This window comes from Rickettsiella endosymbiont of Litargus connexus, from assembly GCF_964277335.1.
Classification (GTDB): domain Bacteria; phylum Pseudomonadota; class Gammaproteobacteria; order Diplorickettsiales; family Diplorickettsiaceae; genus Aquirickettsiella; species Aquirickettsiella isopodorum.
On record NZ_OZ195516.1, the window covers coordinates 233,539 to 256,397 of the forward strand.

General features: G+C 35.0%; 23 protein-coding genes. 8 read left to right on the forward strand and 15 right to left on the reverse strand.

Annotated features, from left to right (window positions below; all coding sequences use genetic code 11):
• Nucleotides 1-38 precede the first annotated feature (38 nt).
• A complete protein-coding gene (locus ACICP9_RS00985; protein ID WP_395498118.1) occupies nt 39-1,472 on the forward strand; it encodes an LbtU family siderophore porin in 1,434 nt (477 codons plus the stop codon).
• Between the two features lie 11 nt (nt 1,473-1,483).
• Here ACICP9_RS00985 and ACICP9_RS00990 read toward each other — a convergent pair whose 3' ends face one another.
• The 3 genes from ACICP9_RS00990 to ACICP9_RS01000 all read right to left on the reverse strand — a co-directional run bounded on the left by ACICP9_RS00990 (nt 1,484) and on the right by ACICP9_RS01000 (nt 3,599).
• Nucleotides 1,484-2,044: a phospholipase D family protein gene (locus ACICP9_RS00990; RefSeq protein ID WP_395498120.1), complete on the reverse strand. Its 561-nt coding sequence runs from the start codon at nt 2,042-2,044 to the stop codon at nt 1,484-1,486.
• Between the two features lie 67 nt (nt 2,045-2,111).
• Nucleotides 2,112-2,729 (reverse strand): guanylate kinase, encoded by a 618-nt coding sequence (gene gmk, locus ACICP9_RS00995; protein WP_395498122.1) that lies wholly within the window; start codon nt 2,727-2,729, stop codon nt 2,112-2,114.
• A gap of 3 nt (nt 2,730-2,732) precedes the next feature.
• Complete coding sequence (locus ACICP9_RS01000; protein WP_395498124.1) at nt 2,733-3,599, reverse strand: YicC/YloC family endoribonuclease; 867 nt, start codon at nt 3,597-3,599, stop codon at nt 2,733-2,735.
• Between the two features lie 96 nt (nt 3,600-3,695).
• Here ACICP9_RS01000 and rph point away from each other — a divergent pair, with 96 nt between their 5' ends.
• The 3 genes from rph to ACICP9_RS01015 all read left to right on the forward strand — a co-directional run bounded on the left by rph (nt 3,696) and on the right by ACICP9_RS01015 (nt 6,600).
• Complete coding sequence (gene rph / locus ACICP9_RS01005) at nt 3,696-4,421, forward strand: ribonuclease PH (protein ID WP_395498126.1); 726 nt, start codon at nt 3,696-3,698, stop codon at nt 4,419-4,421.
• A 118-nt stretch (nt 4,422-4,539) separates the two neighbouring features.
• Nucleotides 4,540-4,869 carry a hypothetical protein gene (locus ACICP9_RS01010; protein ID WP_395498128.1) on the forward strand — a complete coding sequence of 110 codons (330 nt, stop codon included), beginning with the start codon at nt 4,540-4,542 and terminating at the stop codon, nt 4,867-4,869.
• 165 nt (nt 4,870-5,034) lie between these two features.
• A complete protein-coding gene (locus tag ACICP9_RS01015) occupies nt 5,035-6,600 on the forward strand; it encodes an APC family permease (protein ID WP_395498130.1) in 1,566 nt (521 codons plus the stop codon).
• Here ACICP9_RS01015 and murB read toward each other — a convergent pair.
• From murB to cyoE, 7 genes are all read right to left on the reverse strand, one after another.
• Nucleotides 6,595-7,482, reverse strand: a complete 888-nt coding sequence (gene murB, locus ACICP9_RS01020; RefSeq protein WP_395498132.1) for a UDP-N-acetylmuramate dehydrogenase — start codon at nt 7,480-7,482, stop codon at nt 6,595-6,597. The two genes, ACICP9_RS01015 and murB, sit on opposite strands and share 6 nt — an antisense overlap.
• Before the next feature lie 2 nt (nt 7,483-7,484).
• Nucleotides 7,485-8,900 carry a UDP-N-acetylmuramate--L-alanine ligase gene (gene murC, locus ACICP9_RS01025; RefSeq protein WP_395498134.1) on the reverse strand — a complete coding sequence of 472 codons (1,416 nt, stop codon included), beginning with the start codon at nt 8,898-8,900 and terminating at the stop codon, nt 7,485-7,487.
• A gap of 175 nt (nt 8,901-9,075) precedes the next feature.
• A complete protein-coding gene (ftsW, locus tag ACICP9_RS01030) occupies nt 9,076-10,233 on the reverse strand; it encodes a putative lipid II flippase FtsW (RefSeq protein WP_395498136.1) in 1,158 nt (385 codons plus the stop codon).
• Nucleotide 10,234: 1 nt separating this feature from the next.
• A complete protein-coding gene (murD, locus tag ACICP9_RS01035; protein ID WP_395498138.1) occupies nt 10,235-11,590 on the reverse strand; it encodes a UDP-N-acetylmuramoyl-L-alanine--D-glutamate ligase in 1,356 nt (451 codons plus the stop codon).
• Nucleotides 11,577-12,662, reverse strand: coding sequence for a tRNA 2-thiouridine(34) synthase MnmA (gene mnmA, locus ACICP9_RS01040; RefSeq protein ID WP_395498140.1), 1,086 nt, complete (start codon nt 12,660-12,662; stop codon nt 11,577-11,579). Before mnmA ends, murD begins: the two co-directional genes overlap by 14 nt.
• Before the next feature lie 196 nt (nt 12,663-12,858).
• Nucleotides 12,859-13,500, reverse strand: a complete 642-nt coding sequence (locus ACICP9_RS01045; RefSeq protein WP_395498142.1) for an SCO family protein — start codon at nt 13,498-13,500, stop codon at nt 12,859-12,861.
• Entirely contained in the window at nt 13,500-14,396 is an 897-nt protein-coding gene (gene cyoE, locus ACICP9_RS01050) for a heme o synthase (RefSeq protein ID WP_071661947.1), read from the reverse strand. Before cyoE ends, ACICP9_RS01045 begins: the two co-directional genes overlap by 1 nt.
• 310 nt (nt 14,397-14,706) lie before the next feature.
• On the opposite strand from cyoE, the gene ACICP9_RS01055 reads away from it, so the two are divergent.
• From ACICP9_RS01055 to ACICP9_RS01070, 4 genes are read left to right on the forward strand one after another with little or no spacing between them, the layout of a single operon-like run.
• The gene (locus ACICP9_RS01055) at nt 14,707-15,696 is read left to right on the forward strand and encodes a hypothetical protein (protein ID WP_395498144.1); all 990 of its coding nucleotides are present in this window, start codon (nt 14,707-14,709) and stop codon (nt 15,694-15,696) included.
• Nucleotides 15,697-15,755: 59 nt separating this feature from the next.
• A complete protein-coding gene (locus ACICP9_RS01060; RefSeq protein WP_395498146.1) occupies nt 15,756-17,042 on the forward strand; it encodes a hypothetical protein in 1,287 nt (428 codons plus the stop codon).
• A 55-nt stretch (nt 17,043-17,097) separates the two neighbouring features.
• A complete protein-coding gene (locus ACICP9_RS01065; RefSeq protein ID WP_395498148.1) occupies nt 17,098-18,444 on the forward strand; it encodes a hypothetical protein in 1,347 nt (448 codons plus the stop codon).
• 36 nt (nt 18,445-18,480) lie between these two features.
• On the forward strand, nt 18,481-18,930 hold the full coding sequence (locus tag ACICP9_RS01070) for a hypothetical protein (RefSeq protein ID WP_395498150.1): 450 nt from the start codon (nt 18,481-18,483) through the stop codon (nt 18,928-18,930).
• On the opposite strand, the gene ACICP9_RS01075 is transcribed toward ACICP9_RS01070, so the two are convergent.
• From ACICP9_RS01075 to ACICP9_RS01095, 5 genes are read right to left on the reverse strand one after another with little or no spacing between them, the layout of a single operon-like run.
• Nucleotides 18,910-19,953 carry a heme A synthase gene (locus ACICP9_RS01075; protein WP_395498152.1) on the reverse strand — a complete coding sequence of 348 codons (1,044 nt, stop codon included), beginning with the start codon at nt 19,951-19,953 and terminating at the stop codon, nt 18,910-18,912. The two genes, ACICP9_RS01070 and ACICP9_RS01075, sit on opposite strands and share 21 nt — an antisense overlap.
• Before the next feature lie 3 nt (nt 19,954-19,956).
• Entirely contained in the window at nt 19,957-20,544 is a 588-nt protein-coding gene (locus ACICP9_RS01080) for a hypothetical protein (RefSeq protein ID WP_395498154.1), read from the reverse strand.
• Nucleotides 20,541-21,263, reverse strand: coding sequence for an SURF1 family protein (locus ACICP9_RS01085; protein WP_395498156.1), 723 nt, complete (start codon nt 21,261-21,263; stop codon nt 20,541-20,543). The genes ACICP9_RS01080 and ACICP9_RS01085 overlap by 4 nt, the downstream gene beginning before the upstream one ends.
• A 3-nt stretch (nt 21,264-21,266) precedes the next feature.
• Nucleotides 21,267-22,136, reverse strand: coding sequence for a heme-copper oxidase subunit III (locus ACICP9_RS01090; RefSeq protein ID WP_395498158.1), 870 nt, complete (start codon nt 22,134-22,136; stop codon nt 21,267-21,269).
• A 55-nt stretch (nt 22,137-22,191) separates the two neighbouring features.
• On the reverse strand, nt 22,192-22,770 hold the full coding sequence (locus ACICP9_RS01095) for a cytochrome c oxidase assembly protein (protein WP_395498160.1): 579 nt from the start codon (nt 22,768-22,770) through the stop codon (nt 22,192-22,194).
• Nucleotides 22,771-22,859: the final 89 nt, after the last annotated feature.

A 22,859-nucleotide genomic window follows, 5' to 3' on the forward strand; every position in this document is an offset into this window, starting at 1 on the left:
TAGATATATAGGCCAAGAGTTGTTAAGCTTAGAAACGGATGAATTTTTATAGGGATATGGGTATGAGGTGCAAGGTAGTTATTTTTTCCTGGTTAGCTTTAGGGATGAGCTGTTCTGCTTTAGCAGCTGGAATCTATGAAAGGGATAGCGCCTATGAGCAAGAAATTATCCGTGCTCAAATGAATGAAATGGATTGGTTGTTGGGTAGAAATCAACCCGGTGGTTTTGATCAGGCGTGTGGTTGGGTTTGCCGCATAAATTTTAGCGGTTGGATGAACACCGATGCCTATATAACGAATACGCCGCCTGTTTTTTCAGTAGTGGCGCCATTTACAGATTTATTTTTTGCTCAAGGAACACCTTTTAGTCTTACAGCCAATAGGGCCAGTGATCTCATATTAAATAATGCCAATTTGTTTATCGATACGCGGGTTAATAATTGGATGAAAGCCAATATGTCATTGGTGTATACCTCTTTAACCGGCGTTTCGGGTGCGCAAGGAGTCTCTCAAATACCGAACTCATTCTTAATCTATCAACCGATCAGTAGAACTAAACTGGATACGGCTTACGCTACATTGCAACACTTTAATGTTTCGCCAGTCTATTTACGTATCGGTAAAGAATATGTGCCCTTTGGAAATTATGATCCTTACAGTTTTGTAAGTAGTGAAAATCCTACACAATTGCTAAGTGAAATAAATGCTACAACCGCTCAGTTTGGTTTTGCCATGCCGAGTGGGCTCTATGGTTCTGTTTATACGTTTGCAGGCCAACCTCGATTGGCGGATGGAGGTTCAACACGTCGTATCCAAAATGGCGGAGTTAATTTAGGATATACTTACACTGATTGCATCAGTAAATTTAATATCGATGCAGGATATGTTGCCAGTATTACCGATACTAATTTTTTATCTTCTTATTATACAAATAGCGATATAGAAGTTGCAGGTATTCTTCCTGGTTTATCTAATCCAAATCAAACAAACATTCCTGGCTTACCCAATCAGAAAGCGCCTGCTTATAACGTGAGTGCTGAATTCCAATGGGGTCCTTTAGATATTAATGGTCATTATATTGCTACGATACGAAATTTTAGAAAACCATTTTTTTTAGCTTTCCCTTTTCCTCTTACGCTTGATATTTTATCAGCACTTACTTTTAATAAACCCAAGCTTTGGGGTTTCGAGTTGGGTTTGACTTTTCCAGCCATCACTAAACAAACCCGACTTTCAGTAGGTTATCAAACCACCAAACATTTAGCAGGAATTTTACCTAATAGACGAATTTACGTTGATTATCTTATGAACATCAGTCAATGGTTTGACATAGGTGTGGCTATATTTCAAAATAAAGATTACAACCTAGCAGAAGACCAAGTGCTCAGCGCTAATGGAATTGCAATTTTTCGTGGAGGCTCAGGTAATAAATCCACCGTAGGTCAAATACGCGCAAGTATAAAATTCGCGTAATATTTTAGCAGTTAACTATACTCAGAAACCCATGAGTTTTGTGGATTTAGATATCTCGAGACCGATCGGCGCCGTTCCCAATTTTTCAAATAGAGATGGGCTAATGTGGGATCGTTAATGATTAATAAATTTTCTGCATTTTTATTTTGAGCGGCCTTAGTAAAATTAAATGAACCAGTAAGCACTTCTTTTTCATCAACAATCATAATTTTATTGTGGGCAATAGCCGGTTTGTAATCTATCCAACAGGGAATATGTTGATTGACTAAAAAACGTGAAGCACTATATTTTTGCGTTGTTTGACTTTTATCCAGTATGACATTGACCATTACGCCGCGTTTTTTTGCAGCAACTAAATGAGCAGCGATGGGTGAAGACGTAAAGCTATAAGCTTGCACAAAAATAGATTTTTTAGCGGCATCGATGACATCAGTAATTTCTTCAGTGCAATTTTGACCGGGTGTAAAACAAACTTGTATGGTGGCGTAATTATTGGATTTGCTAATGGCTAAGCTGGTGGTGATAGGAGAAACACTGAACAAGAAAAAACCACATAATAGTTTTTTTAACATAAATACTCTTTAATAAGTTTAATATTGTTGTTGTAGTCTAGCTTGCTAGGTCAGTAAATTAATTAGCTTAATTTAACAAAATTTTTAAAAGAGGTGCGAGTTCTTTTTTTTGAATACTGCAACGTAAACGTCTTACCCTTAAGATAGCGTTTAAATCGGCAAGCGCATTAGAAAAATTTTCGTTCAGAATTAAATAATCATATTCATCGTAATGAGCTAATTCAGTTTTTGCATCTGCCATACGTTTTTTTATAACATCTTTTTTATCTTGTCCTCTAAGATGTAGTCTTTTTTCTAATACTTCCCAAGAAGGAGGAATGATAAATATGCCTATTGATTCGGGCATTTTTTCTCTTATTTGCTGTGCACCTTGCCAATCAATTTCAAGGATGATATCGATACCGGCTTCAATTTTTTGGGTCACCCAATCCATTGAAGTGCCGTAAAAATGACCAAAAACGATAGCATGTTCCAACAATGACTTTTTTTGGATGAGCTGTTTAAATTCTATTTGATCAATAAAGTGATAATCTACGCCTTCTTTTTCACCCGGTCGTGGTGGTCGGGTAGTATAGGAAATAGAAACTTCTAAGTTAGATACGGACTCTAATAGTGCATTGACAAGACTGGTTTTTCCACCGCCTGAAGGTGCAGATATAATATAAAGTGTTCCAGGTATATTCATAATTTACTCAATATTTTGCACTTGTTCGCGCATTTCCTCTATCAAAACTTTGATGTTAACGGCGGATAAGGTCAATTCTGCATTCAGTGATTTAGAAGCTAAGGTGTTGGCTTCACGATTTAATTCTTGTAATAAAAAATCGAGCTGTTTGCCTTGGGCTTGATTTTTTGCCAATAAATTCTTAAATTCACGAAGGTGAATCTGTAAACGATCCAATTCTTCTGCTACATCCGTCTTCTGAGCAAATAATAACATTTCCTGCTCTAAACGGTTAGGGTCTAAGCTGATTTTAATTTCATTTAATCGAGTTAGAACTTTTTCTCGTTGCAGATTTAAAATATAAGGTAATTGAGTCTGAATATGCTGACGGAGATCCGTAAGTTTTCTTAAACGTTGATTTAATAGCTCAAAAATAGCATTACCTTCAATACTGCGAACTGTACAAAACTCATTTAAGGTTTCAGAAAATAACGTCATTAATTCAGGTTGTATGACTTCAACGTTTAATTCGGGAAACTTAAGTAGTTGCGGCCATCGTAATAATTCTCCGGGATTTAAGTGTGTTTGAGTATGGGCTAGCTGAGCAATTTTTTTGTAAGCGCCGATAAGCGACTGGGTTAATTCTTCATCGATCTCAATCGGTATCGCTTTATTAGAAAATGATTTATAACGCAGTTTGACTTCTATTCTGCCACGTTGCAAGCAGGCTTGCATTTGTTTACGGATCAAAGGTTCTAGATAGCCAAAGGTATCAGGTAGAGAAAGAACGATTTCTAAATAACGATGGTTGACACTACGAACTTCCCAAGTGGCTTGGCCCCATTCGGCTTGTTTTTCTTTTCTGGCAAAAGCCGTCATGCTATTGGTCATGGTAATTTTCAGGTTAAAAAGTATAATGCCTATTTTCAGAGTCTCTATTTTAATTACTCTGCCAGTAAAATCTAGTTTTATAAAAGGAAAGTATCCATGCGTGCAACACAACGTGCTATTGATGAGCTTCGTGTAATCAACTTGACACGTTCTTATACGAATTATGCCGAAGGGTCAGTATTAGTAGCATTTGGCAATACCAAAGTACTTTGTACAGCCAGTGTGGTACCGGGCGTGCCAAAATTTTTGAAAGGATCAGGCCAAGGATGGATTACTGCAGAATATGGTATGTTACCTCGTGCAACACATACGCGATCTGAACGAGAGGCGAGTAGAGGTAAGCAAACCGGTCGAAGTTTAGAAATACAACGCTTAATTGGCCGTGTTTTACGCGTGAGTGTTGATTTGAAACAGTTAGGTGAAAATACCATCTTTTTAGATTGCGATGTGATTCAAGCCGATGGTGGAACCCGAACTGCCGCTATTACGGGTGCAAGTGTTGCATTGAAGGATGCCTTAAGCGTAATGAAGGAAAAAGGTGAATTAACACAAGATCCATGGCGTTTTCTTGTTGCTGCAGTGTCTGTCGGAATCTATAAAGGACAAGTGATCTTGGATTTGGATTATGCAGAGGATTCTCACGCTGAAACGGATATGAATGTAGTAATGACAGAGCAGGGTGGTACCTTGGAGGTGCAAGCCACTGCAGAAAAAAATGCTTTTTCCAAACAGCAATTCGAACAACTGTTAGCCGTAGCAGAGACAGGAATAAAGCAATTATTAAAAAAACAACAAGAAAGTTTAGCTTTAAATAAAAGTTAAAATTCACTTAAATCTCTGAAAATAATTTTTTTAACGATTAAATTAACCTTTAAGTTAATCTTAATAATTTGTTATTACACTTATACTTCTTATTTTTGTAGTAAATAGAGTGTAATTTATGCATAAATTTATAAAACCGCTATCAGATGCAAAAAAAAGGAAAGAAGTAGAAGAACAAAAGCAAAGGGAAATAGGAATTGAAAAATTAAAAGCAAATTTTCCTCTGTATGGAAAAGTGATAAATTCTGATGATAAAAATATTGCTAAATTGAGTGTCTATGATGAGGAAAAGCTTTTCCAAGCAGGAGTACAAAAAAAATCTATAAATCCTGTATGTATAGACAGATTGAAAAAAATGGGTTATAGCAGGTCTGACATTTCAGTGGCAGGACAACAAGAAATACAGGCTACTGTGCCGGGGAATTCTACTGCGTCATTAAAAAAATGAATAAATGCGCAAATAATATTCATATTTTTATAACGATATTACTAACATAATCGATATTCTTTTAAGGTATCGAGCAAATTACTAATTTTTTAAAAATTGCTAAACTAGTAATATCAATTTAGGTCGATATTTCTAAAACCTAAATCTTTGAAAAGGATTTAAAAATTGCTAAAGCGTGATATTTCCACGACTAATATCTTAATTGCCGCAGCAGGTGGCATGATAGGTTCCGCTTGGCTATTTACCCCTTTTATAGGTGCGCAGATGGCTGGGCCGAATGCGCTCATTAGCTGGATGATTGCGGCACTTTTTATGTTATTCATAGCGCTCCCATTATGCGAATTGGGGGCTATGCTACCGATTTCCGGTGGTTTATCGAATTATCCGACCTATACGCATGGCAGAGAAGTGGGGTTTTTATTTTCTTGGATCACATGGCTTGCCTATGTAGTGATGACACCAATAGAAATCCAGGCCATTTTGCAATATAGCAGTCATTTTTTTCCTTTTTTGTTAATTAAAGAAGCCACTTATTTTAAGTTATCACACACAGGTTATCTGGTAGCAGTTATCATTATGTTTTTTATTGTGCTGCTGAATAGTTATGGAATTAAATTCTTAGCGGAATGTAATAAGTACGCCAGCATTGTGAAATTCCTTTTACCGTCGATTGCTATTGTGGCGTTAATACATGTCTCACCTACATTGCAAAATATCACGCTTGATTTGACTAACAAAACTAGCTGGATAGAAATATTTTCGGCTTTATCTGCAGGGGGTATCGCGTTTGCGTTTACTGGTTTTCAAAATGGTTTGATGTTAGCGGGTGAAGTTAAGAATCCGCAAAAAAATATTCCTATTGCCATTTTGGGTGCCGTATTAGTGGGATTCATTTTATATTTTATGTTGCAACTTAGTTTTCTAATGGCAGTCCCTCAAAGTTATTTGCAACAAGGCTGGCAGCATCTTAGTTTTCCAGGTGATAGTGGACCTTTAGTCGGTTTAACTTTGTTACTCGGCCTTAGCATCGTTGCCATGTTATTATTATTTGATGCGGCTTTTTCACCATTGGGAACGACATTAGTTTATACCGCTGCCACATCGCGAATTCTCTATGGCATGGCTTTGAATAAACATTTACCGCCATTTTTTTTAAAACTTAATCGTTATCAAATTCCGTATGTCACACTCTATGCTAATTTTTTAGTAGGAATTTGTGCTTTTTTGCCGTTTCCAGGTTGGCAAAAGATGGTGGCGTTTTTATCTTCGGCGAGCATACTTTCGTATGGAATAGGACCTATTTGTTTATTAGCATTACGAAAAATGCGGCCTGAACAACAACGCCCTTTCAAATTATCAGCGAGTTTAATTATCTGTCATATGGCATTCTATGTGGCTAATTTAATGCTTTATTGGTGTGGTTTTTCAGTGATATGGAAGCTTTATATCGCTATTTTAGTGGGTTTTGTTATCTATCTTTGTTATCAAAAACGTCGTTTTTGGATCAATAATTTTAGTTTATATTGGTTTTTTTCTTATCTATCCATTTTATTATTATTTTCTTATTTGGGTCCCTTTGGTGGTATAGCACAGCTAAAATTCCCATTGGGTATATTAGTGATATTGCCTTTTAGTGTGTTAATGCTTTATTTATCGCAATATTGCTTAGTTAGAGATCAAGCCGAAGAAGAATCGTTTGCATTGATGAATAAACAATTACAAGATTTATAAACTTAAAGCTTCACCGATAATACGCACTTCGGGTATTAAGCGAATATGAAATTTGTGGAATACACACTCAGCAATTTTTTGAATTAAAGCTTCAATGTCAGCGGCGCTAGCCTTGCCATTATTAATAATAAAATTAGCATGCTTGTTGGATACCGCGGCATTACCAATGGTTAAACCTTTAAGCCCGCACGCTTCGATCAAGCGTGCAGCATGATCCCCGGAAGGATTACGAAACACAGAACCACAATTGGGTTCATTAGTTGGTTGAGTGTCTGCACGATATTTAAGCAGAGTACGAATTTTGGTTAAAGCGGTTTCTTTGTTACCTGATTTTAATTGAAATTCTGCGGCCAAATAATATTCGTTTGGAAATACACTGACACTACGGTAAGCAATTTTATATTCACTAGGATAACGGATTTTTTTCTCGCCTTGCCGATTTACAGTAAGGACTGACTTAACTATATTCCAGGTTTCACAACCATCACATCCTGCATTCATGACTAAAGCACCACCAATAGTGCCAGGAATACCGGCTAAAAATTCGGCCCCCATTAAATTTTTTCTGGCAGCAAATCGAGCGAATGCCGGCGAAGCAACACCTGCTTCTGCATAAAGCGTCAGAGCATCTGTAGTTTTTAGTTTATTAAGCGCACCCTGTGTGATAACCACTGTGCCTTTGATGCCACCATCCCGTATGAGTGTGTTGCTGCCTAAACCTAAAAAAAATAAGGGTTCTTGTTCAGATAGTTGTTTAATAAAGGTAATTAAATCATTGATATCTGCAGGTTTATACAGGTGATCGGCTTTGCCACCCACTTGCCACGAACAATATTCAGCCAATTTAGCATTTTCTAGGAGTTCGCCGCGTAAATGTTGCATAATTATTCATTTTCAATTGAGAGAGCTAGTTTTTGTGCAATACTGCCAATATCTCCTGCCCCTTGTAATAGCAGGATATCACCGTCTTGTATTACTTCATCTAAAGTTTGAGTAAGATTTTCTTTATCTTTGATATGGATAGGGCTTAATTGATTATTTAAACGTATTGATTTTAATAAAGCGGCACTATCTGCGCCGGGAATGGGTGTTTCTCCCGCTGAATAAACATTTAAAAGGAGCAAATGATCCACTGCAGATAGAATTTCTACAAAATCTGCAAATAGATCGCGAGTTCGTGTGTAACGGTGAGGTTGGTAAGTCATGACTAAACGTCGGTCTGGCCATGCACTCCGTATAGCTTTTAAAGTAGCGGCTATTTCACGTGGATGATGCCCATAATCATCTATTAATAAAGCATGACCTTGTTTACATTTCAATTTTCCTAATATTTGAAAGCGTCGATCGACACCGCTAAAGTTTGCTAAGGCGCCAAGTATCGTATTATCTTTAATTCCAAGTTCTGACGCAACGGCAATAGCGGCGAGTGAATTTAAAGCATTATGTTCACCAGGAAGATTCAAAGTAATAGCTAATGGCTTTTTCTTGGGCCTAGTAACAGTAAAGTAATTTTTAATACCTTTTTGTTGGAAAGATGTAATGCGAATATCAGCATCTTCACTAAATCCGTAAGTAATAATAGGGCGCATAATATCAGGTAAAATGGATCGAATAATCGGATCATCGCAGCACATGATAGCTAAACCATAAAAAGGTAAATGCCATAAAAATTCTAAAAAGCTTTTTTTTAATTGCTGAAAATTACCCTCATAAGTTCCCATATGATCCATATCAATATTAGTTACAATAGCAATCATGGGTTTTAAGTATAGGAAAGAAGCATCACTTTCATCAGCCTCAGCGACTAAATAGCGCCCTGCACCCAAACGAGCATGCGTACTCGTGCTATTCAGTTTACCGCCAATGATAAAAGTGGGATCCAATCCACCTTCTCCTAATAAACTGGCGACTAAGCTGGTCGTGGTTGTTTTTCCGTGCGTTCCTGCAACGGCTACACTATAACGAAAGCGCATTAATTCTGCGAGCATCAAGGCTCTTGGAACGACAGGTATGAGCGCGTTCCGCGCAGCTTGAATTTCTACATTGTCAGGGGATACTGCACTGGAATAAACAATGACATCAGCATCGCATATATGTTTTTCGTGGTGACCCCATTGGATTTCTGCCCCTAATTTTTTCAGATGTTGAGTCATAGTGTTTTCTTGAAGATCAGAGCCCGAGATCATATAGCCTTCATTGAGTAAAATTTCAGCAATACCTCCCATGCCCGCACCACCAATACCAACAAAATGGAGGTGTCGAATACGTCCCATTTGATTATCAACAAAAGGGATTTTCATGACTAAAAACCTATAGTGTGAATTGAGGAGGCGTATTGTGGCATTAGTTGGCCAGTGCCTTCAACTTTTGCTATCTACCGCTGGTACTTGAAGATGCGAAATTTTGCATTTCTCGATGAGCGGATGTTCCTATTATAGAGCAGTTTTTTGTATAAAGTGCTTAGTTGAAAAGTTACTATTTGTCTACTTTAAAACCAAATTGTATTAAGCGATATTCGTAATCGATACGCAGTAATAAAGCGAGCATGATGCAGGTTATTAGTAAACTACTTCCTCCATAGCTCATAAGTGGTAATGTTAAACCTTTGGTAGGTAACACACCCGTATTAACACCAATGTTAATCATGACTTGTAAGGCAATGTTTAAACCAATGCCATAGGCAAGATAGGCAGTGAAACGTTGACCAATATTAAAACAACGATAACCTATATATAAAGCACGCCAGACTAATAGTGAAAATAATATGATCATAAACAATCCGCCTATTAAACCTAATTCTTCGGTAAGCACTGCAAACAAAAAGTCCGTATGCGCTTCAGGAAGATAAAATAATTTTTGTATACTTTCACCTAGCCCGACACCGGTCCAACCTCCACGACCAAAAGCTATTAATGATTGTGTTAATTGATAGCCTGAATCAAATTGGTTAGCCCATGGGTTAAGAAATGTCGTTAAACGTGCTAAGCGATAGGGTGAGCTAATTGCTAAGGTTCCTAAAATAATCGCTACACCCGTTAAAAGGATAATAAATTGCCAAATTCGTACACCTGCTAAAAATAACATTCCTAAACTAGTGACTAATATCACTGTGGCAGCTCCAAAATCAGGCTCGCGTAATAGTAAAAAAGTAATGATACCGAGAACTACTAAGGGCTTAAGAAAGCCACGGATTTGATTTTGCACCTGTTTTTCTTGACGTACGAGATAACCCGCAAGATAGACGATCATGGTTAATTTGACGAATTCAGAAACTTGTAATCCAAAAGGACCAAAACCTAGCCAACGCATACTGCCATTAACTTGTCGGCCAATACCCGGCAATAAAACTAAAAAAAGTAAACCAATACTGAGCACTAATAACGCAAGACTGATCTGTTGCCAGTAAGAGGTTTTTATTTGTACGACAATGATTCCGGCAGCGATTCCTAAGGTTAAGTAAAAAAGCTGATGAAAAAAAAAGTGGAAAGGCTGGCCATACTGATGTTCAGAAATCACGATAGAGGTTGAAGCGACCATTAACAGACCGAAAGCAAGCAAAGTAGCAATAACGATTAGCAGCCAACGATCATACAAAACGATGGATGCAACATCCGGATTGCTGGTTTTAGACATATCAATGGATTCCTCGCACTAAACTGATAAAAGTATCACCACGTGCTTCATAATTTTTAAACATATCCATGCTCGCACAAGCTGGAGATAAAAGCACAATATCACCTTGCGTTGCTGTTTGATGAGCTAATTTTACTGCCTGCGCCAAATCAGAAGACAGTTCGATAGAGGTACTTTTTTCTAAAGCATTTTTTAATAAAGCGGCATCTCGACCCATTAAAATCATTTTTTTAACATAGCGCTTTACGGAATCATTTAATAAAGAAAAATCAGCGCCCTTGGCTAAGCCTCCAGCAATTAAAATGATTTTACCTGAAATGGCTGGACCTAATCCATTTAACGCAGCGAGTGTTGCGCCGACGTTGGTTGCTTTAGAATCGTTATACCAAGTCACGCCTTTATGCTCTTTAATCCACTGGCAGCGATGAGGTAAACCCTTAAATTGACAAAGTGCGGTTAACATAGCAGCGGGGGGTAATCCAATAGCATGCCCTATGGTTAAAGCAGCTAATGTATTTGCCCAATTGTGTCGACCTTTAATAGGTATTTTATCAACAGAAAGTAAAATTTGATTCCCTTTTGCAAGATAGGGTTTTTGATTGACCACTTGTAAGCCAAATTCTTGAGAACCCGGTTGTAGTGACTCTAAACCAAAACTGGTTATTTTTTTGGCGGTATAGTCTGGAAAAGTATTTAAATCTTCTCGATTCCATACGGCTATTTCAGATCCATGGTAGATGCGTTGCTTAACTTGGATATAAGTGGCTAAGGTTTTATGGCGATCTAAATGATCTGGACTGATGTTGAGTATGCTAGCCAATTTAGGCTGCAAACTATAAGTCGTTTCTAATTGAAAACTTGAAATCTCTAATACATAAAAATCCGGTATCGGCTCATCAAGCAAATCTAATGCAGGTTTGCCTATGTTACCTCCCACGGCAACCTTTAGTTTTGACTGATGTATCATATCGCCTACTAAACTTGTTACCGTACCTTTAGCATTGCTGCCGGTAATCGCAATGATAGGTGCTCGTGCTTGTTGGGCAAATAATTCGATATCGCCAATGGGCTTAAGCTTATGGAGGCTGATTACTCTGTGGATATTCTTCTCGTTGAGATCAATGCCAGGACTGACAATTAATTCCTTACAATCTTTAAAGTATATTGGGTCAAAAGGCCCTAAATGGTAAGCCACTTGGGGAAATTCTTTTTTAAATACGGATAATTTGGGTGGACTTAAACGGCTATCCAAGAGTGTAAAAGGTAAATTTAATCGTTTAAAATAGCGTGCACAGGATAGTCCTGTTTCACCTAAGCCTAGAATCAAACGGGTATAAGAAGAATTAGCGTGTGGCATCAATAATTCCGCCTCCCAAGCAGGTTTGTTCTTGATAAAAAACAACAGATTGACCGGGAGTAATCGCTCGCTGTGGGGTTTCAAATGCAATTTGATAATTATCATTGCCACAGGGTGTGATTAGGCAAGGAGTTTCAAGTTGTCGATAACGCGTTTTTGCTGTGCAATGGAATGGTTTTGTGGGGGGGCAACCGCTGATCCAATGTAGCTGAGTGCAAACCAGAGCCTGAGCGAAGAGTGCAGGATGATTTTCTCCTTGTACGACGATTAATGTATTACGAGCGAGTTGTTTATCGGCGACATACCATGGATCTCCAGATTTTTCTTTCTGACCACCGATTCGCAATCCCTGTCGCTGGCCTATCGTGTAAAACATCAGGCCATCATGTTGTCCCAATATTTCACCTGCTAATGTTTCTATATTCCCAGGTTGGGCGGGCAAGAAAGTTTGTAAAAAATGTTTGAACTTACGTTCTCCGATAAAGCAGATACCGGTACTATCTTTTTTAGTCGCATTAAGAAATCCTGCTGATTTGGCGATTAGGCGGACTTTCGGTTTGGTAAGATCCGCGAGTGGAAATAAGGTTTTAGCTAAAGGCTCTTGGCCTAAAGTATATAAAAAATAGGTTTGGTCTTTATTTTTATCAGCACATTTAAGCAATTGATACGTGTTATTTTTATAGGATTTTCCCGCATAATGACCGGTAGCAATAAAATCAGCACCACATTTTAGGGCGTACGCTAGAAAAGTTTTAAATTTAATTTCCCGATTGCAGAGAATATCTGGGTTTGGCGTACGGCCTAGTTTATATTCTGCTAAAAAATGCGTAAATACGCGATTCCAATATTCAGCCGAAAAATTAATTGTGTGCAGCGGAATTGCTAATCTATCACAGATAGCTTGTGCATCGGCAATGTCGGCACTGGCTGAGCAATAATCTTCCGTATCGTCTTCTTCCCAGTTTTTCATAAACAGCCCTTCGACTTGATAACCTTGCTCTTTTAACAATAAAGCAGTCACTGAGGAATCTACTCCTCCCGATAGGCCGACCATAACACGTTGTTTTTTCATATGATTTTTTAAAGGACGTTGTACGATACGATATGAGAATGTTACGGGTTAATTTACCTGCATTTAGGCTAATTTTCTAGTAATTCGATGGGTTCCGAGCCTAGCTCCACTGTAAGCGACTTTATTTTCTATATAGGATCGGATGATGAGTATCCAGTCACCAGCCCTCTCATGTACACAGACCCACCGCGCCGGATTATTGACTCACTAAATTCTTATAGTCTTGTTTGATGCTTGCTTCATCATGAGGAGGAGAAAAAATAGCGACCAATTTACCTTCGGGATTAATCAAATATAAAGTGCCACTATGGTCAATCTGATAATTATTTTCTGAAATTTTACTTTGTTGGGCTTGTATATAAACAACACCCATTTGTTTGCTCAATTGTTGAATTCCTGCTAGGGGTCCCGAGACGCCGATAAAATGGGGGTTGAATGCTTTAACATAATTACCCACTACTTTGGGTGTATCTCTTCTGGGGTCAAGTGTAATAAAGATAACCTGCGGAAGAGGAAGTTTTTCGATTTTTAATTCCTTATAAAGTTGTGTCAACATAACCATCGTCAATGGACAAATACTTTGGCAATGAGTAAAACCAAAGAATAGTAAACTGAAATGGCCTTTTAAATTATGATTAGTAAATGGTTTACCTAATCCATTAACTAAATGAAACTCTGGAATTAATTGAGGTTGATCGATATTAGTGCCTGCAATGGGTGGAATAACGATACGAGTCTTTGAAGAGTGCCATAGGTTAAAGCCTAAACCTAAGCCTAAAGCGAGTATAGTGAAAATAATAAAGGCTAAAAATCTTTTATTAGAGATAGGGCAAGTCATTAAATAGTCCTCATTAAAGTATGGTCCATGAATAAACAAGCAAACAGCATGAGTAAATAAAAATTCGAATAATGAAAAGTTTTTATCGCTGTTGCAGCTTTAGTTTGCTTTAATAAATCAGTCGCTGCAACTATAAATCCAGTATTTAATAGTAAAGCCGCAATTAAATAAAAAATCCCACTCATGCCGATGCAAAAAGGTAACAAACTAATTCCACTTAAAAGCAGCGTATAAAGTAAAATTTGCTGCTTTGTAAAAGCGATACCATGTGTCACGGGCAACATAGGCAAGTTACTTTTGACATAGTCGGCATGTCTGGCAATTGCTAATGACCAGAAATGCGGGGGTGTCCAAATAAAAATAATTAAAACCAGAATTAAACCGCCTGGATCAATATTTCCTGTTACGGCGGTCCAACCTAACAAAGGAGGGGTTGCGCCTGCTAAGCCACCAATAACAATATTTTGTGTGGTGTGTCGTTTTAAGTACAACGTATAAATGAATGCATAAGCTATTAGGCTAATAAAGCTTAAAAAGCAGGTTAATAAATTACTTGATAGACTTAATACGACTAATCCTAAAAAACTAGCGGTTAATGAAAAAAGCAAAACATGCGTAGTTGAAATTTTTTTTAATGGGAGAGGCCGTCGATCGGTACGCGCCATTAACTTGTCCAAACGCTGTTCTAATAAGTGATTCAGCGCTCCTCCGGAGATGGCGACTAAACCGACACCTAGTAATGTAAATAAACTTAATTGCAAAGAAAGTGGTGTTGAAGAAGCCAATACCATGCCTACCCAAACGGTAATTAACATTAAGCTAGTGACACGCCATTTTCCTAATTCCAAATAGATTAAAGCTTTACTAGCCAAGCAAGTAGCAAAATTCTTTAGCATGTTTTTCCTTATGGGTTACAACCTGTCCTTCATTAAGCATTAAGGCGAAAAAATTATACGAGAATAATTCTATTAAAGGTAGGGTTTTAAGAAAAAATTAAATTATTAATTATTTTTATTTTTGAAAAAGGATAATGCTATTTTAAAGATTAGGTATTTATTTTCAAATAAATACCTTTTTATTTTTTAAATAAAAAATAACTAGACAAAATTATTTTATTAGTGATAAATTGTTTCCGATTAAAAATTAAATGAAATAAAAATTTTTTATCTTTAATAAATATAAAAATAATAAAAAAAGAGGTTTAATATGCACCCTGTTTATTTAGCAGCCCCTAAAGATTCACCATTTATGCTTGGTGAAAAAACAAAATATGTCGCAATTATAAAAGATAAAGCAGTTATATTAAATAATAAAAAATATAATTCTAAGAATGATGCTTATAGTTTGACTTTCAAAATAGGAGCTTCGAATGCAGTGGTGCTTAAAAAATGTATAAATGAAAAATTAAGTATCTATAAAGTAGAAACTCCAAGTAAGTTTATAGATTTATTAGGAAGTGAATTTGATATAAAGGAACAACAAGAACTAAATCAAGAAAATAATGTACAAGTTACAACATCTAAGTTAACGCTTGAAGATGAACAATTGATAGAAGCGTCACAATCACACCTGCCTACTTCTAGGCCTCGTCCAAACTCTCTAAGGTATGAAAACGTATCTGGTTCTTACTTAAGAAAAACATTATCATTACATGATCCGGTAAGGGAAAATTCACTCGACATACAGCAGCCAGATATCCCTTCAGACTTATCTTCATCACGCAATTCAATTCATAACCAAGATTCATTGGATGCAGAACAAGATCAGCTAATTGAGAGAGCGCCAAAAATTTATTCCTTTTTTACTGAAAAAGCAAAAAATACTCCCTTATCTCATATAAAATCTCACGGGCTTAATATTCAAAAAGGTTATTTTAATGGTGGAGTAAAATCAAAAATATTATTAGATATTACGCAACTAGCGGAACAGATAAAGAGCAACAGTAATGAGATAGGAAATGAATCATCAAATGAACAAATACAAGCATTAAAGCAAAAGGTTTCAATGCTAAATGAAAAAATTAATGACAAACAAAATCTTGAAATTTTATCTCGATATCGCGGTTTTTCTGCATTTAAATGTTTTGCTACACTTTGGGGTGGTGGAAGAGTGAAGAGTATTGAGTATGTTGAACAATTACAAGAACAAGTAGCTAGCTTACTCAAAGAGATCACTCCATTAAGACCTACTGTTTAAAATTTATAAAATTAAAGGGCAGCTTTTTCTGCCCTTAATAAAAATAATAAGGGGATAATATGTATCCATTATCAAATTTAAAACAAATTAAAGATGAAAACTTGCAGCAGGAGTTAGATGAATTACAAACTAAAACAGCTGAATTGGAAAGGTATCGTAATTTTGCAGAAGTTGATGATCTTTTAGAAGAAAGTAAAAATGTCATTGCGAGTGAAAAAAATGTTGAAGTGATAGCACAAAGTAGTAAAAAAATAGATAGTATAATGAAATTACTAACTCAACCTATACAAGAAAAAATGAATCAATTAATTTTTTTAAAAAATTTAATTGAAGCTTATTGTGATCAAACTGAAGTGCAAAGTTTAAATAGTACTTTAGCTATTCAAGAAAAAAAATTAAAAATCGAAATAACAAAAAAAATTATAGATTCACAAGAAATTAAAAATCAGTTTTTTAAAATTGATGCGATTTGTCATAAAAATTTAAAGAAAATAATAGGAAAAATAAAGCAAAGACTATTAGAATTAGAAAAATCTTGTGATGATAGATATAAAGCCTATTTGAATAATCAATTGGAGATAATTAGCTTATCCGAAAAGGAAATTAACGAAAAAGTAACTGAAATGCCAGCTTGTTTTGCTACGATAAAATTTGTAATTGAATCGATTAACGAATTTGAATCCAGTCATAAATTATTTATACATTTAATACATTCTTTTAATTCATCTAAAGAATACTATCAAAAATTAACCGATATTTTATTTAATTCTGCTGTTATTACTCTTTGTAAACGTGGATTAGAAATTCAAATAAAACTGTTAAATAATAATTTTTCCAAGTTTGACCCCAGATCGCAGTTGCTTGAAGACTTAAATACAGATTTACAATCGCTTAATCAAGAAACCAAGCAATTAATCAAACTAAGCAGTGAAGAATTAAAACTTAAACACAATAATTTAATGAATCTTGTCAAGAACTCTAATGAAGCCTTAACTGCTCATAATAAAAAATTATCTTATTCGAGTACCCAGATTGCTATGAATAAAAGTATAGCGATTAAACTTATTAAGGATAAAATTGATTTATTGTTAAATACTGAAATAAATTTCGAAGATAATGCTTCGAGTCAAGCAGTGATTGATAAAATTTCAGAATTGAAGCAAACAATTAAGGACGCTAAGGGAATCTTATCTGAATATCGAGGGATATCTTTTTTACGTTGTGTTGCTACTCTGTGGGGTGGAGGGAAAGTCACAAGTCAGGGATTAGTTAATACATTAGAAGAACAGTTAACAGATTTTCCGAGCAATAAGACTAGACTATCGCCGAGTATAAAGACTTGCTAAGTTAGAAAGGGACTTTTAAACTGTCCCTTTTTGATTTAAAGAGATTAATAACAAGATGCGCATTTTTAATCTTGATAAGATATTTAGTTTTGCTCTCTATCCTGATGGAAATAAGAAACGTAATCGTAATAGCCAAAGCTACTGTTTAACGGTTGATCAATATAGTAAGAATGGTATCGATGAGACCGATACTGAAACACTTAAAAATCATTTAAAGAATATGAAGGTTCTATGCTTAGGTGTTTTGGCTGATGAATTTAAGAACAGAGATAAACCTGAGTTAGGCGCTGTAAAGTTTCGGATAAAAAAAACAGATAAATACGAGATCAAAAGAGAGTTTTTATCACCTAACAAAAATACTCCATTACCACTTTTTTTGTTTTACAAGAAGAAAAAAGCTAAAGTTACTAAAGCGCTAACTGATATTTTAAGTCCATTCTTTTTTAACATCATTAACTTATACAAAGAAAAAAATTTAGAGTTAAAAAAAATAGGGATAAGCAAACAAGATATTATTGAAATTAATTATGCCTATCAAAATAAGATTACAAAAGCAGCTGAAATTATTTTTAAGAAAATAGAAGGATCTCATACAGAAGTAAATATTATCGGTTTATTTGTCGACCCTTATTTTATACGAAAAGTAGATGACAGGTTGTTTTTAGAAGATACTCGACCTATTGATACGTTTCCAAGGCAGAATATTCCCCTTCTGAAAGAACAAAGTTTTTTAGAAGGAGATCAGGAATTAATAAAACCTGAAACGGATAGTAATAACTTGAGTGCATCTATTTTTTTGAGCAATACTTACAAAAAAAATGATATTTTTGAATCATTAGATCGGGTTTTTACTGAATCTGTGGAAGAAAAATCAAAAAACTTATCGGTTACTGCAGAAGATGGAATTGCTAAAGAGGTAGTTGATGCTGCTCAGTTAGATTCAGGAGTAGACAGGCATGATACAAGTGTAGATTTAGTCACTAGTCGGCAAGAAGAAATAGTCGCTTCTATATCATCAATAAGTAACCCAATTGCTACTAAAAGTAAATCCTATGATTGGAATTCAAGAGCCAAAAAAGAGATAACGCATTTGCTTGTAGGGTATCAAAAACATTTATCTCAAAGGTTTTTTTTTCGTAATAATACTGCAAAGATTGAGAAATTATTCATTACAGAAGATTTATTAGCAAAAATAAAGCAAGATACTTATGAAAGCTTTTCGAATTGTTTAGAGAGTATTAATACTAAAAAAATTCTTGAAACCCACAGAGATTTACCTATTATCCAGAAAATAGGTAAATTTTTCAAAGGCCATAGCAAAACGGAGGGCACATTATTGCTAGAAAATATATTTTCTAGCTTAAATGAGAATACTATAGTAATAAATTCTATATCTATTTAAATTAAATAAAAAAAATAAAAATAATAAGGATAAACTATGAAATATAATTTATTTAAAGCAATTAATGCTAATGTACTTTATGAATACAAAGGATCTTATAAAAAAAAAGGCGATCAGCAGGCTTTTAGTAATTTCAAGAAAATTTCAAGTGAAATAGGAGAAGCGTATCCAACAGAATGGAATTATCAATCTTTTGAAATAACAAATAATTCTTTTTCTACAGCGTTCATTCTTCCTTCGCAAATATTTCCTATTAACCATCATTATCAGCGATCTTATTTGCAAGAACATAATCAAATTCAAAAAAAAGATTCTAATGTAGCTGAGGATACTGATAAATTAAAGGATAAAGATCTAAAAATAGCAAAACCCAGGAATTTTTTAAACAAGATAACTAAACTATTTTCTTTAAAAAAAGAAATATTTATAAATGGAGTGAAAAATTGTAATGATGAATTTGATTTTTTAAGACTTAAAAATTTTTGATCGCTTAAGGATCAAATTTTCTAATTGGTATCCATACAAACCAATATTTAATGTAATGATAATTAATAATAGTAACGCAGCAACAGCATTGTGTGCCATGGCAATAGGCAAAGGTAACACCCATAATACATTTAAAGCACCTAAACTAATTTGTAGACCTAATAAGAATGCTAGTAATACAGCGAGACTGCGTAAAAAAATTCTTTTCGTTACATTAAATAGTTTATAAACTACCAAACCTAAGTAAATAGTAGTAATTACCGCCATTATCCGATGAGTCATTTGTATGGCAGTGCGAGCAGTATGAGATAAGATACCCCCTTCGTAATTAATATTTGTATTTAGCCAAAGGTGAAAACCTTCGAAGAAATTCATGGCAGGCCACCATTGTCCTTGACACCGCGGGAAATCGGGACAGACAAAAGCGGCATAATTAGCGCTGGTCCATCCGCCGAGACAAATTTGTATTATGATCAATAATAAACCGAATGCCATCCATGATCTTAATTTTTGTTCCGATACAGAAGATTGCTTTATGGATAATTGGCTCAGTCGTAGTATTAATAGCCAAAGCAAACTCAATAACGCTAATCCACCTAATAAATGAGATAGGACAACCAAAGGATGCAATCGCAAAGTAACAGTCCATTTTCCTAACAAGCCTTGTAAAAACAATAAAAAAAGCAAACTAGTGGCTACCCATACGGGTTGTTGGGATAGTTTATATTTATTAATAATTAAAACTATTGCGGCAAAGCTTAATAATACTAAGGTAGCCGCCATATAACGATGAATCATTTCTGGCCATGCTTTTCCTAGATCTAAGGTTTTTCCTATAAAAGAGGCTTGCTTTATTTGTTTGGCATCCTTAGGCAAGGTGAACTTTCCGTAGCAACCTGGCCAATCAGGGCACCCTAAGCCTGCATCTTTCAAGCGAGTGAATGCACCCAATTGCACAACAATGAAAGCCAATAAAAAAGCAATATATAAAAAATATAAAGCCGATTTGTTTTCCGGAAGCATATTTTATCCTGTTGTTGAAATTGTCAATAAATGCGTTAAATCTTGGTATATATCCTCACCAGAGGCATCGCTCGAATAATATAAAATAATTTTTCCAAATGGATTCGCTAAAAAATACCCACTTTTTTGATGTTTAATTTTCAATACCGAAAAAATTTTTTTTACTTGTAGTTTAGAGATCGTATAGTTTAGTAAATTTGAATCTTTATTTATTAATGGAGAAAGACGAAGTAAATTTGTTTTAGCTTGTATTAAGCCATACTTTACACGGTAACGATTCTTGCCTAATGCTAATGTGATTTGCCGCATGGTATGCAAATTTTTTTGACATAATTCACGACAGGGCGATTCGTTTAAATAAAATAAAAACCAACTACCATTAAACGAACGAAGTTTTGTTCTATTTGGAATTAATTTTAGTTGCTGTAAACTCAAGTTGAAAGGAATAAGAGTCCCTTTATTGACTGTTTTGTGATGTAACCAGAGAGGATTTTTATTATAAAGGGCCACAGCTACTATTAACGGCGTTAGAAATATAATTAATAACAACAGAAAAATAAACAAATAATGGGGGGTATGTTTTTTTTTCATAAACGATGAATATGAATACTAAAAAAAGCAATAAATAAGGTGAAACTTAAAACAAACCATTGAAAAGCATAAGCATAATGACGGTTCGCTTGTAACGTAACAGGTTGCCAAAGTGGTGTAAAACTATAAGTTTGTTTGGTGTTAATGACGAGCATAAAAGGTTGAAAATTATTTCTTTTTAAGAAATCTGGATTGATAGATTGAATTCTTTTCGGCCATTTCTTTTCATTTATCTGCTTGAAGCTAAAGGTTTTGTTAGGAAATACAATTAAGCCACGTATTATTAGTTTATTGTTCAAAGGCGGAATTTTTGGAATTTTTTTTCTATCGATACTTTGCGGTATCCATCCTCTATTGACTAAAATGAGTTCCTGTCTATTATTTAAAATAAAAGGAGTGAGGATTTCATACCCGACTTTATGTAAATAAATCTTGTTTTCTAATAAAAAACTGTGTTGATTATCAAAATGACCTTGCATAATTCCAGGAAAATAATTTTTTTCTAAATTAATATTTTCAATTTGATTTAAATTAATCGGTATGGCTACCGAGCGTTGATAAAATATTTTTTGGATTTGATTTTTACTATCACCACGATGAATTTGCCAAAATCCTAAATAAACAAGTAAGGGAAGTAAAAAGATTACCATCAGACTGGGAAATAAAGTAGGTGTAAAGCAATAATTACTAAATTGAATGGATATAATATTTTTTTTCATGTTTTAAAAAATCAAAAAAAATGCCAAGGCCAAAATTACCGCAAGAAAATCCCACCACCATACGGCCGCATCGAAAGAAAAAGCATTTTTTTCTAGTAGTTGGTTGTGATAGATTCGAAAACATAAAATGGATAAAAATAATAGCGCGGCAGCAATATTTAATAAATGTAATCCTAGGAAGGCGATTAAAAAGCTACCATAGATTCCACTTTTAGTAATAATATGAGTATGAATGAGATGAATAAAATAATAAGTTTGTGAAATAAAAAAAATACAGGCTAAAAAAATAGCTAAATTTAAGTTTAGGCGACATAATTTATAGCGGGCTTTTTTTAAATAGTAGAGTGCACCAGTTAAAAGTAAGGCGCTAAAAAGTAGAATGATTAAATTAATGAATGGAATTTGGCGCAGAGAACCTAAACTCGGTGTGCTAGCAACAGTTGCTGAAAAGCTAGAGGGGGGTAATAATGGCCAATGTTTAGCAAAATCTGGCCAGAGTAAATAATGGGTTAGCTGTGAAGCATCACCACTTTGTCCAGCTAGCCATGAGGTAATTGAAAATCTTACGTGAATAATAGAGCCCATGAGTAAACCGAATAAAAATAGTTCAGAGATTAAAAACCATAACATGCCCCAACGGAAGGTTTTATCCATTTGTTGATTGTATAATCCAGCATTACTTTCTTGTGTTACATTCCAAAACCAACCGCTCAGCATAAACACTAACCCAGCTATACCTATTATAAATGCGATTAGCCCCCATTTTTTTTCTAAATTAAGTGAGCCAAAGGCTAAAAAGAGTAAAGCGAGTGCACCCAAAATGGGCCAAGCGCTTTGTTCGGGTACATAGTATGAAGAGTCTTTGTTTTTCATTCGCGTTTGTCCTTTAACGTGATCTTGGCTTGAATTTTTATTTCATGAAAGGGTTTTAAATTGGAATATGGCCTAAAGTTTGTGGTGCTATTTTTGCATGTTTTAAACCGCTTGTGTCGAATAAGGTATAAGCTAAAGTAATCGTATTAATATTTTTTGGTAAATGCTGATCAATATGAAATAAAACCGGCATGTCTCGTTGTTGACCGGGATTAAAAGTTTGCTGAGTAAAGCAAAAACATTCGGTTTTTTTTAAATAACGTGCAGCTAAGCCTGGAGATACGCTGGGGATGGCTTGTACAGTCATTGGGCGATTCGAATTATTTTTAGCTGCAAAATAAATTAAAATATTTTCCCCTGGATGTAATTGTATATGCTGAAGCCTAGGGTAAAAATCCCAGGGAAGATAGTTGTTGTTATTTGTCATAAATTCCACACGAATATTGCGTGATAAATCAATTTCATTCGAAGTTACATAGGCATTTTTATCGGTTTTCCCATTAATACCTAAATTTTTACACAGTACGTTATAAAGTGGAATCATGGCAAAGCCAAAGCCAAACATGCTTAAGGTGGTAAAACAGAGCAAAAATAAAATTTTTTTATTTGATAATTTCGCTATTCTAACTGTCATGCGTTTGTATACTCACAGCAATTGGATTTTTGGCAAGGCGTTGCGAAAAAGAAGCAACCGAAGTGTATATAATATACATGAGGATTGCG

Excerpts from the sequence above, each read along its gene's own strand:
- ACICP9_RS01000 (WP_395498124.1), bottom strand. The coding sequence starts at position 3,599 with ATGACCAATAGCATGACGGCTTTTGCCAGAAAAGAAAAACAAGCCGAA.
- murB (WP_395498132.1), bottom strand. The coding sequence starts at position 7,482 with ATGCAACATTTACGCGGCGAACTCCTAGAAAATGCTAAATTGGCTGAA.
- ACICP9_RS01095 (WP_395498160.1), bottom strand. The coding sequence starts at position 22,770 with ATGACAGTTAGAATAGCGAAATTATCAAATAAAAAAATTTTATTTTTG.
- ACICP9_RS01045 (WP_395498142.1), bottom strand. The coding sequence starts at position 13,500 with ATGACTTGCCCTATCTCTAATAAAAGATTTTTAGCCTTTATTATTTTC.
- ACICP9_RS01060 (WP_395498146.1), top strand. The coding sequence starts at position 15,756 with ATGTATCCATTATCAAATTTAAAACAAATTAAAGATGAAAACTTGCAG.
- ACICP9_RS01070 (WP_395498150.1), top strand. The coding sequence starts at position 18,481 with ATGAAATATAATTTATTTAAAGCAATTAATGCTAATGTACTTTATGAA.
- cyoE (WP_071661947.1), bottom strand. The coding sequence starts at position 14,396 with ATGCTAAAGAATTTTGCTACTTGCTTGGCTAGTAAAGCTTTAATCTAT.
- rph (WP_395498126.1), top strand. The coding sequence starts at position 3,696 with ATGCGTGCAACACAACGTGCTATTGATGAGCTTCGTGTAATCAACTTG.
- mnmA (WP_395498140.1), bottom strand. The coding sequence starts at position 12,662 with ATGAAAAAACAACGTGTTATGGTCGGCCTATCGGGAGGAGTAGATTCC.
- gmk (WP_395498122.1), bottom strand. The coding sequence starts at position 2,729 with ATGAATATACCTGGAACACTTTATATTATATCTGCACCTTCAGGCGGT.
- ACICP9_RS01055 (WP_395498144.1), top strand. The coding sequence starts at position 14,707 with ATGCACCCTGTTTATTTAGCAGCCCCTAAAGATTCACCATTTATGCTT.
- ACICP9_RS01065 (WP_395498148.1), top strand. The coding sequence starts at position 17,098 with ATGCGCATTTTTAATCTTGATAAGATATTTAGTTTTGCTCTCTATCCT.
- murC (WP_395498134.1), bottom strand. The coding sequence starts at position 8,900 with ATGAAAATCCCTTTTGTTGATAATCAAATGGGACGTATTCGACACCTC.
- ACICP9_RS00990 (WP_395498120.1), bottom strand. The coding sequence starts at position 2,044 with ATGTTAAAAAAACTATTATGTGGTTTTTTCTTGTTCAGTGTTTCTCCT.
- murD (WP_395498138.1), bottom strand. The coding sequence starts at position 11,590 with ATGCCACACGCTAATTCTTCTTATACCCGTTTGATTCTAGGCTTAGGT.
- ACICP9_RS01080 (WP_395498154.1), bottom strand. The coding sequence starts at position 20,544 with ATGAAAAAAAAACATACCCCCCATTATTTGTTTATTTTTCTGTTGTTA.
- ACICP9_RS01085 (WP_395498156.1), bottom strand. The coding sequence starts at position 21,263 with ATGAAAAAAAATATTATATCCATTCAATTTAGTAATTATTGCTTTACA.
- ACICP9_RS01075 (WP_395498152.1), bottom strand. The coding sequence starts at position 19,953 with ATGCTTCCGGAAAACAAATCGGCTTTATATTTTTTATATATTGCTTTT.
- ACICP9_RS01090 (WP_395498158.1), bottom strand. The coding sequence starts at position 22,136 with ATGAAAAACAAAGACTCTTCATACTATGTACCCGAACAAAGCGCTTGG.
- ACICP9_RS00985 (WP_395498118.1), top strand. The coding sequence starts at position 39 with ATGAATTTTTATAGGGATATGGGTATGAGGTGCAAGGTAGTTATTTTT.
- ACICP9_RS01010 (WP_395498128.1), top strand. The coding sequence starts at position 4,540 with ATGCATAAATTTATAAAACCGCTATCAGATGCAAAAAAAAGGAAAGAA.
- ftsW (WP_395498136.1), bottom strand. The coding sequence starts at position 10,233 with ATGTCTAAAACCAGCAATCCGGATGTTGCATCCATCGTTTTGTATGAT.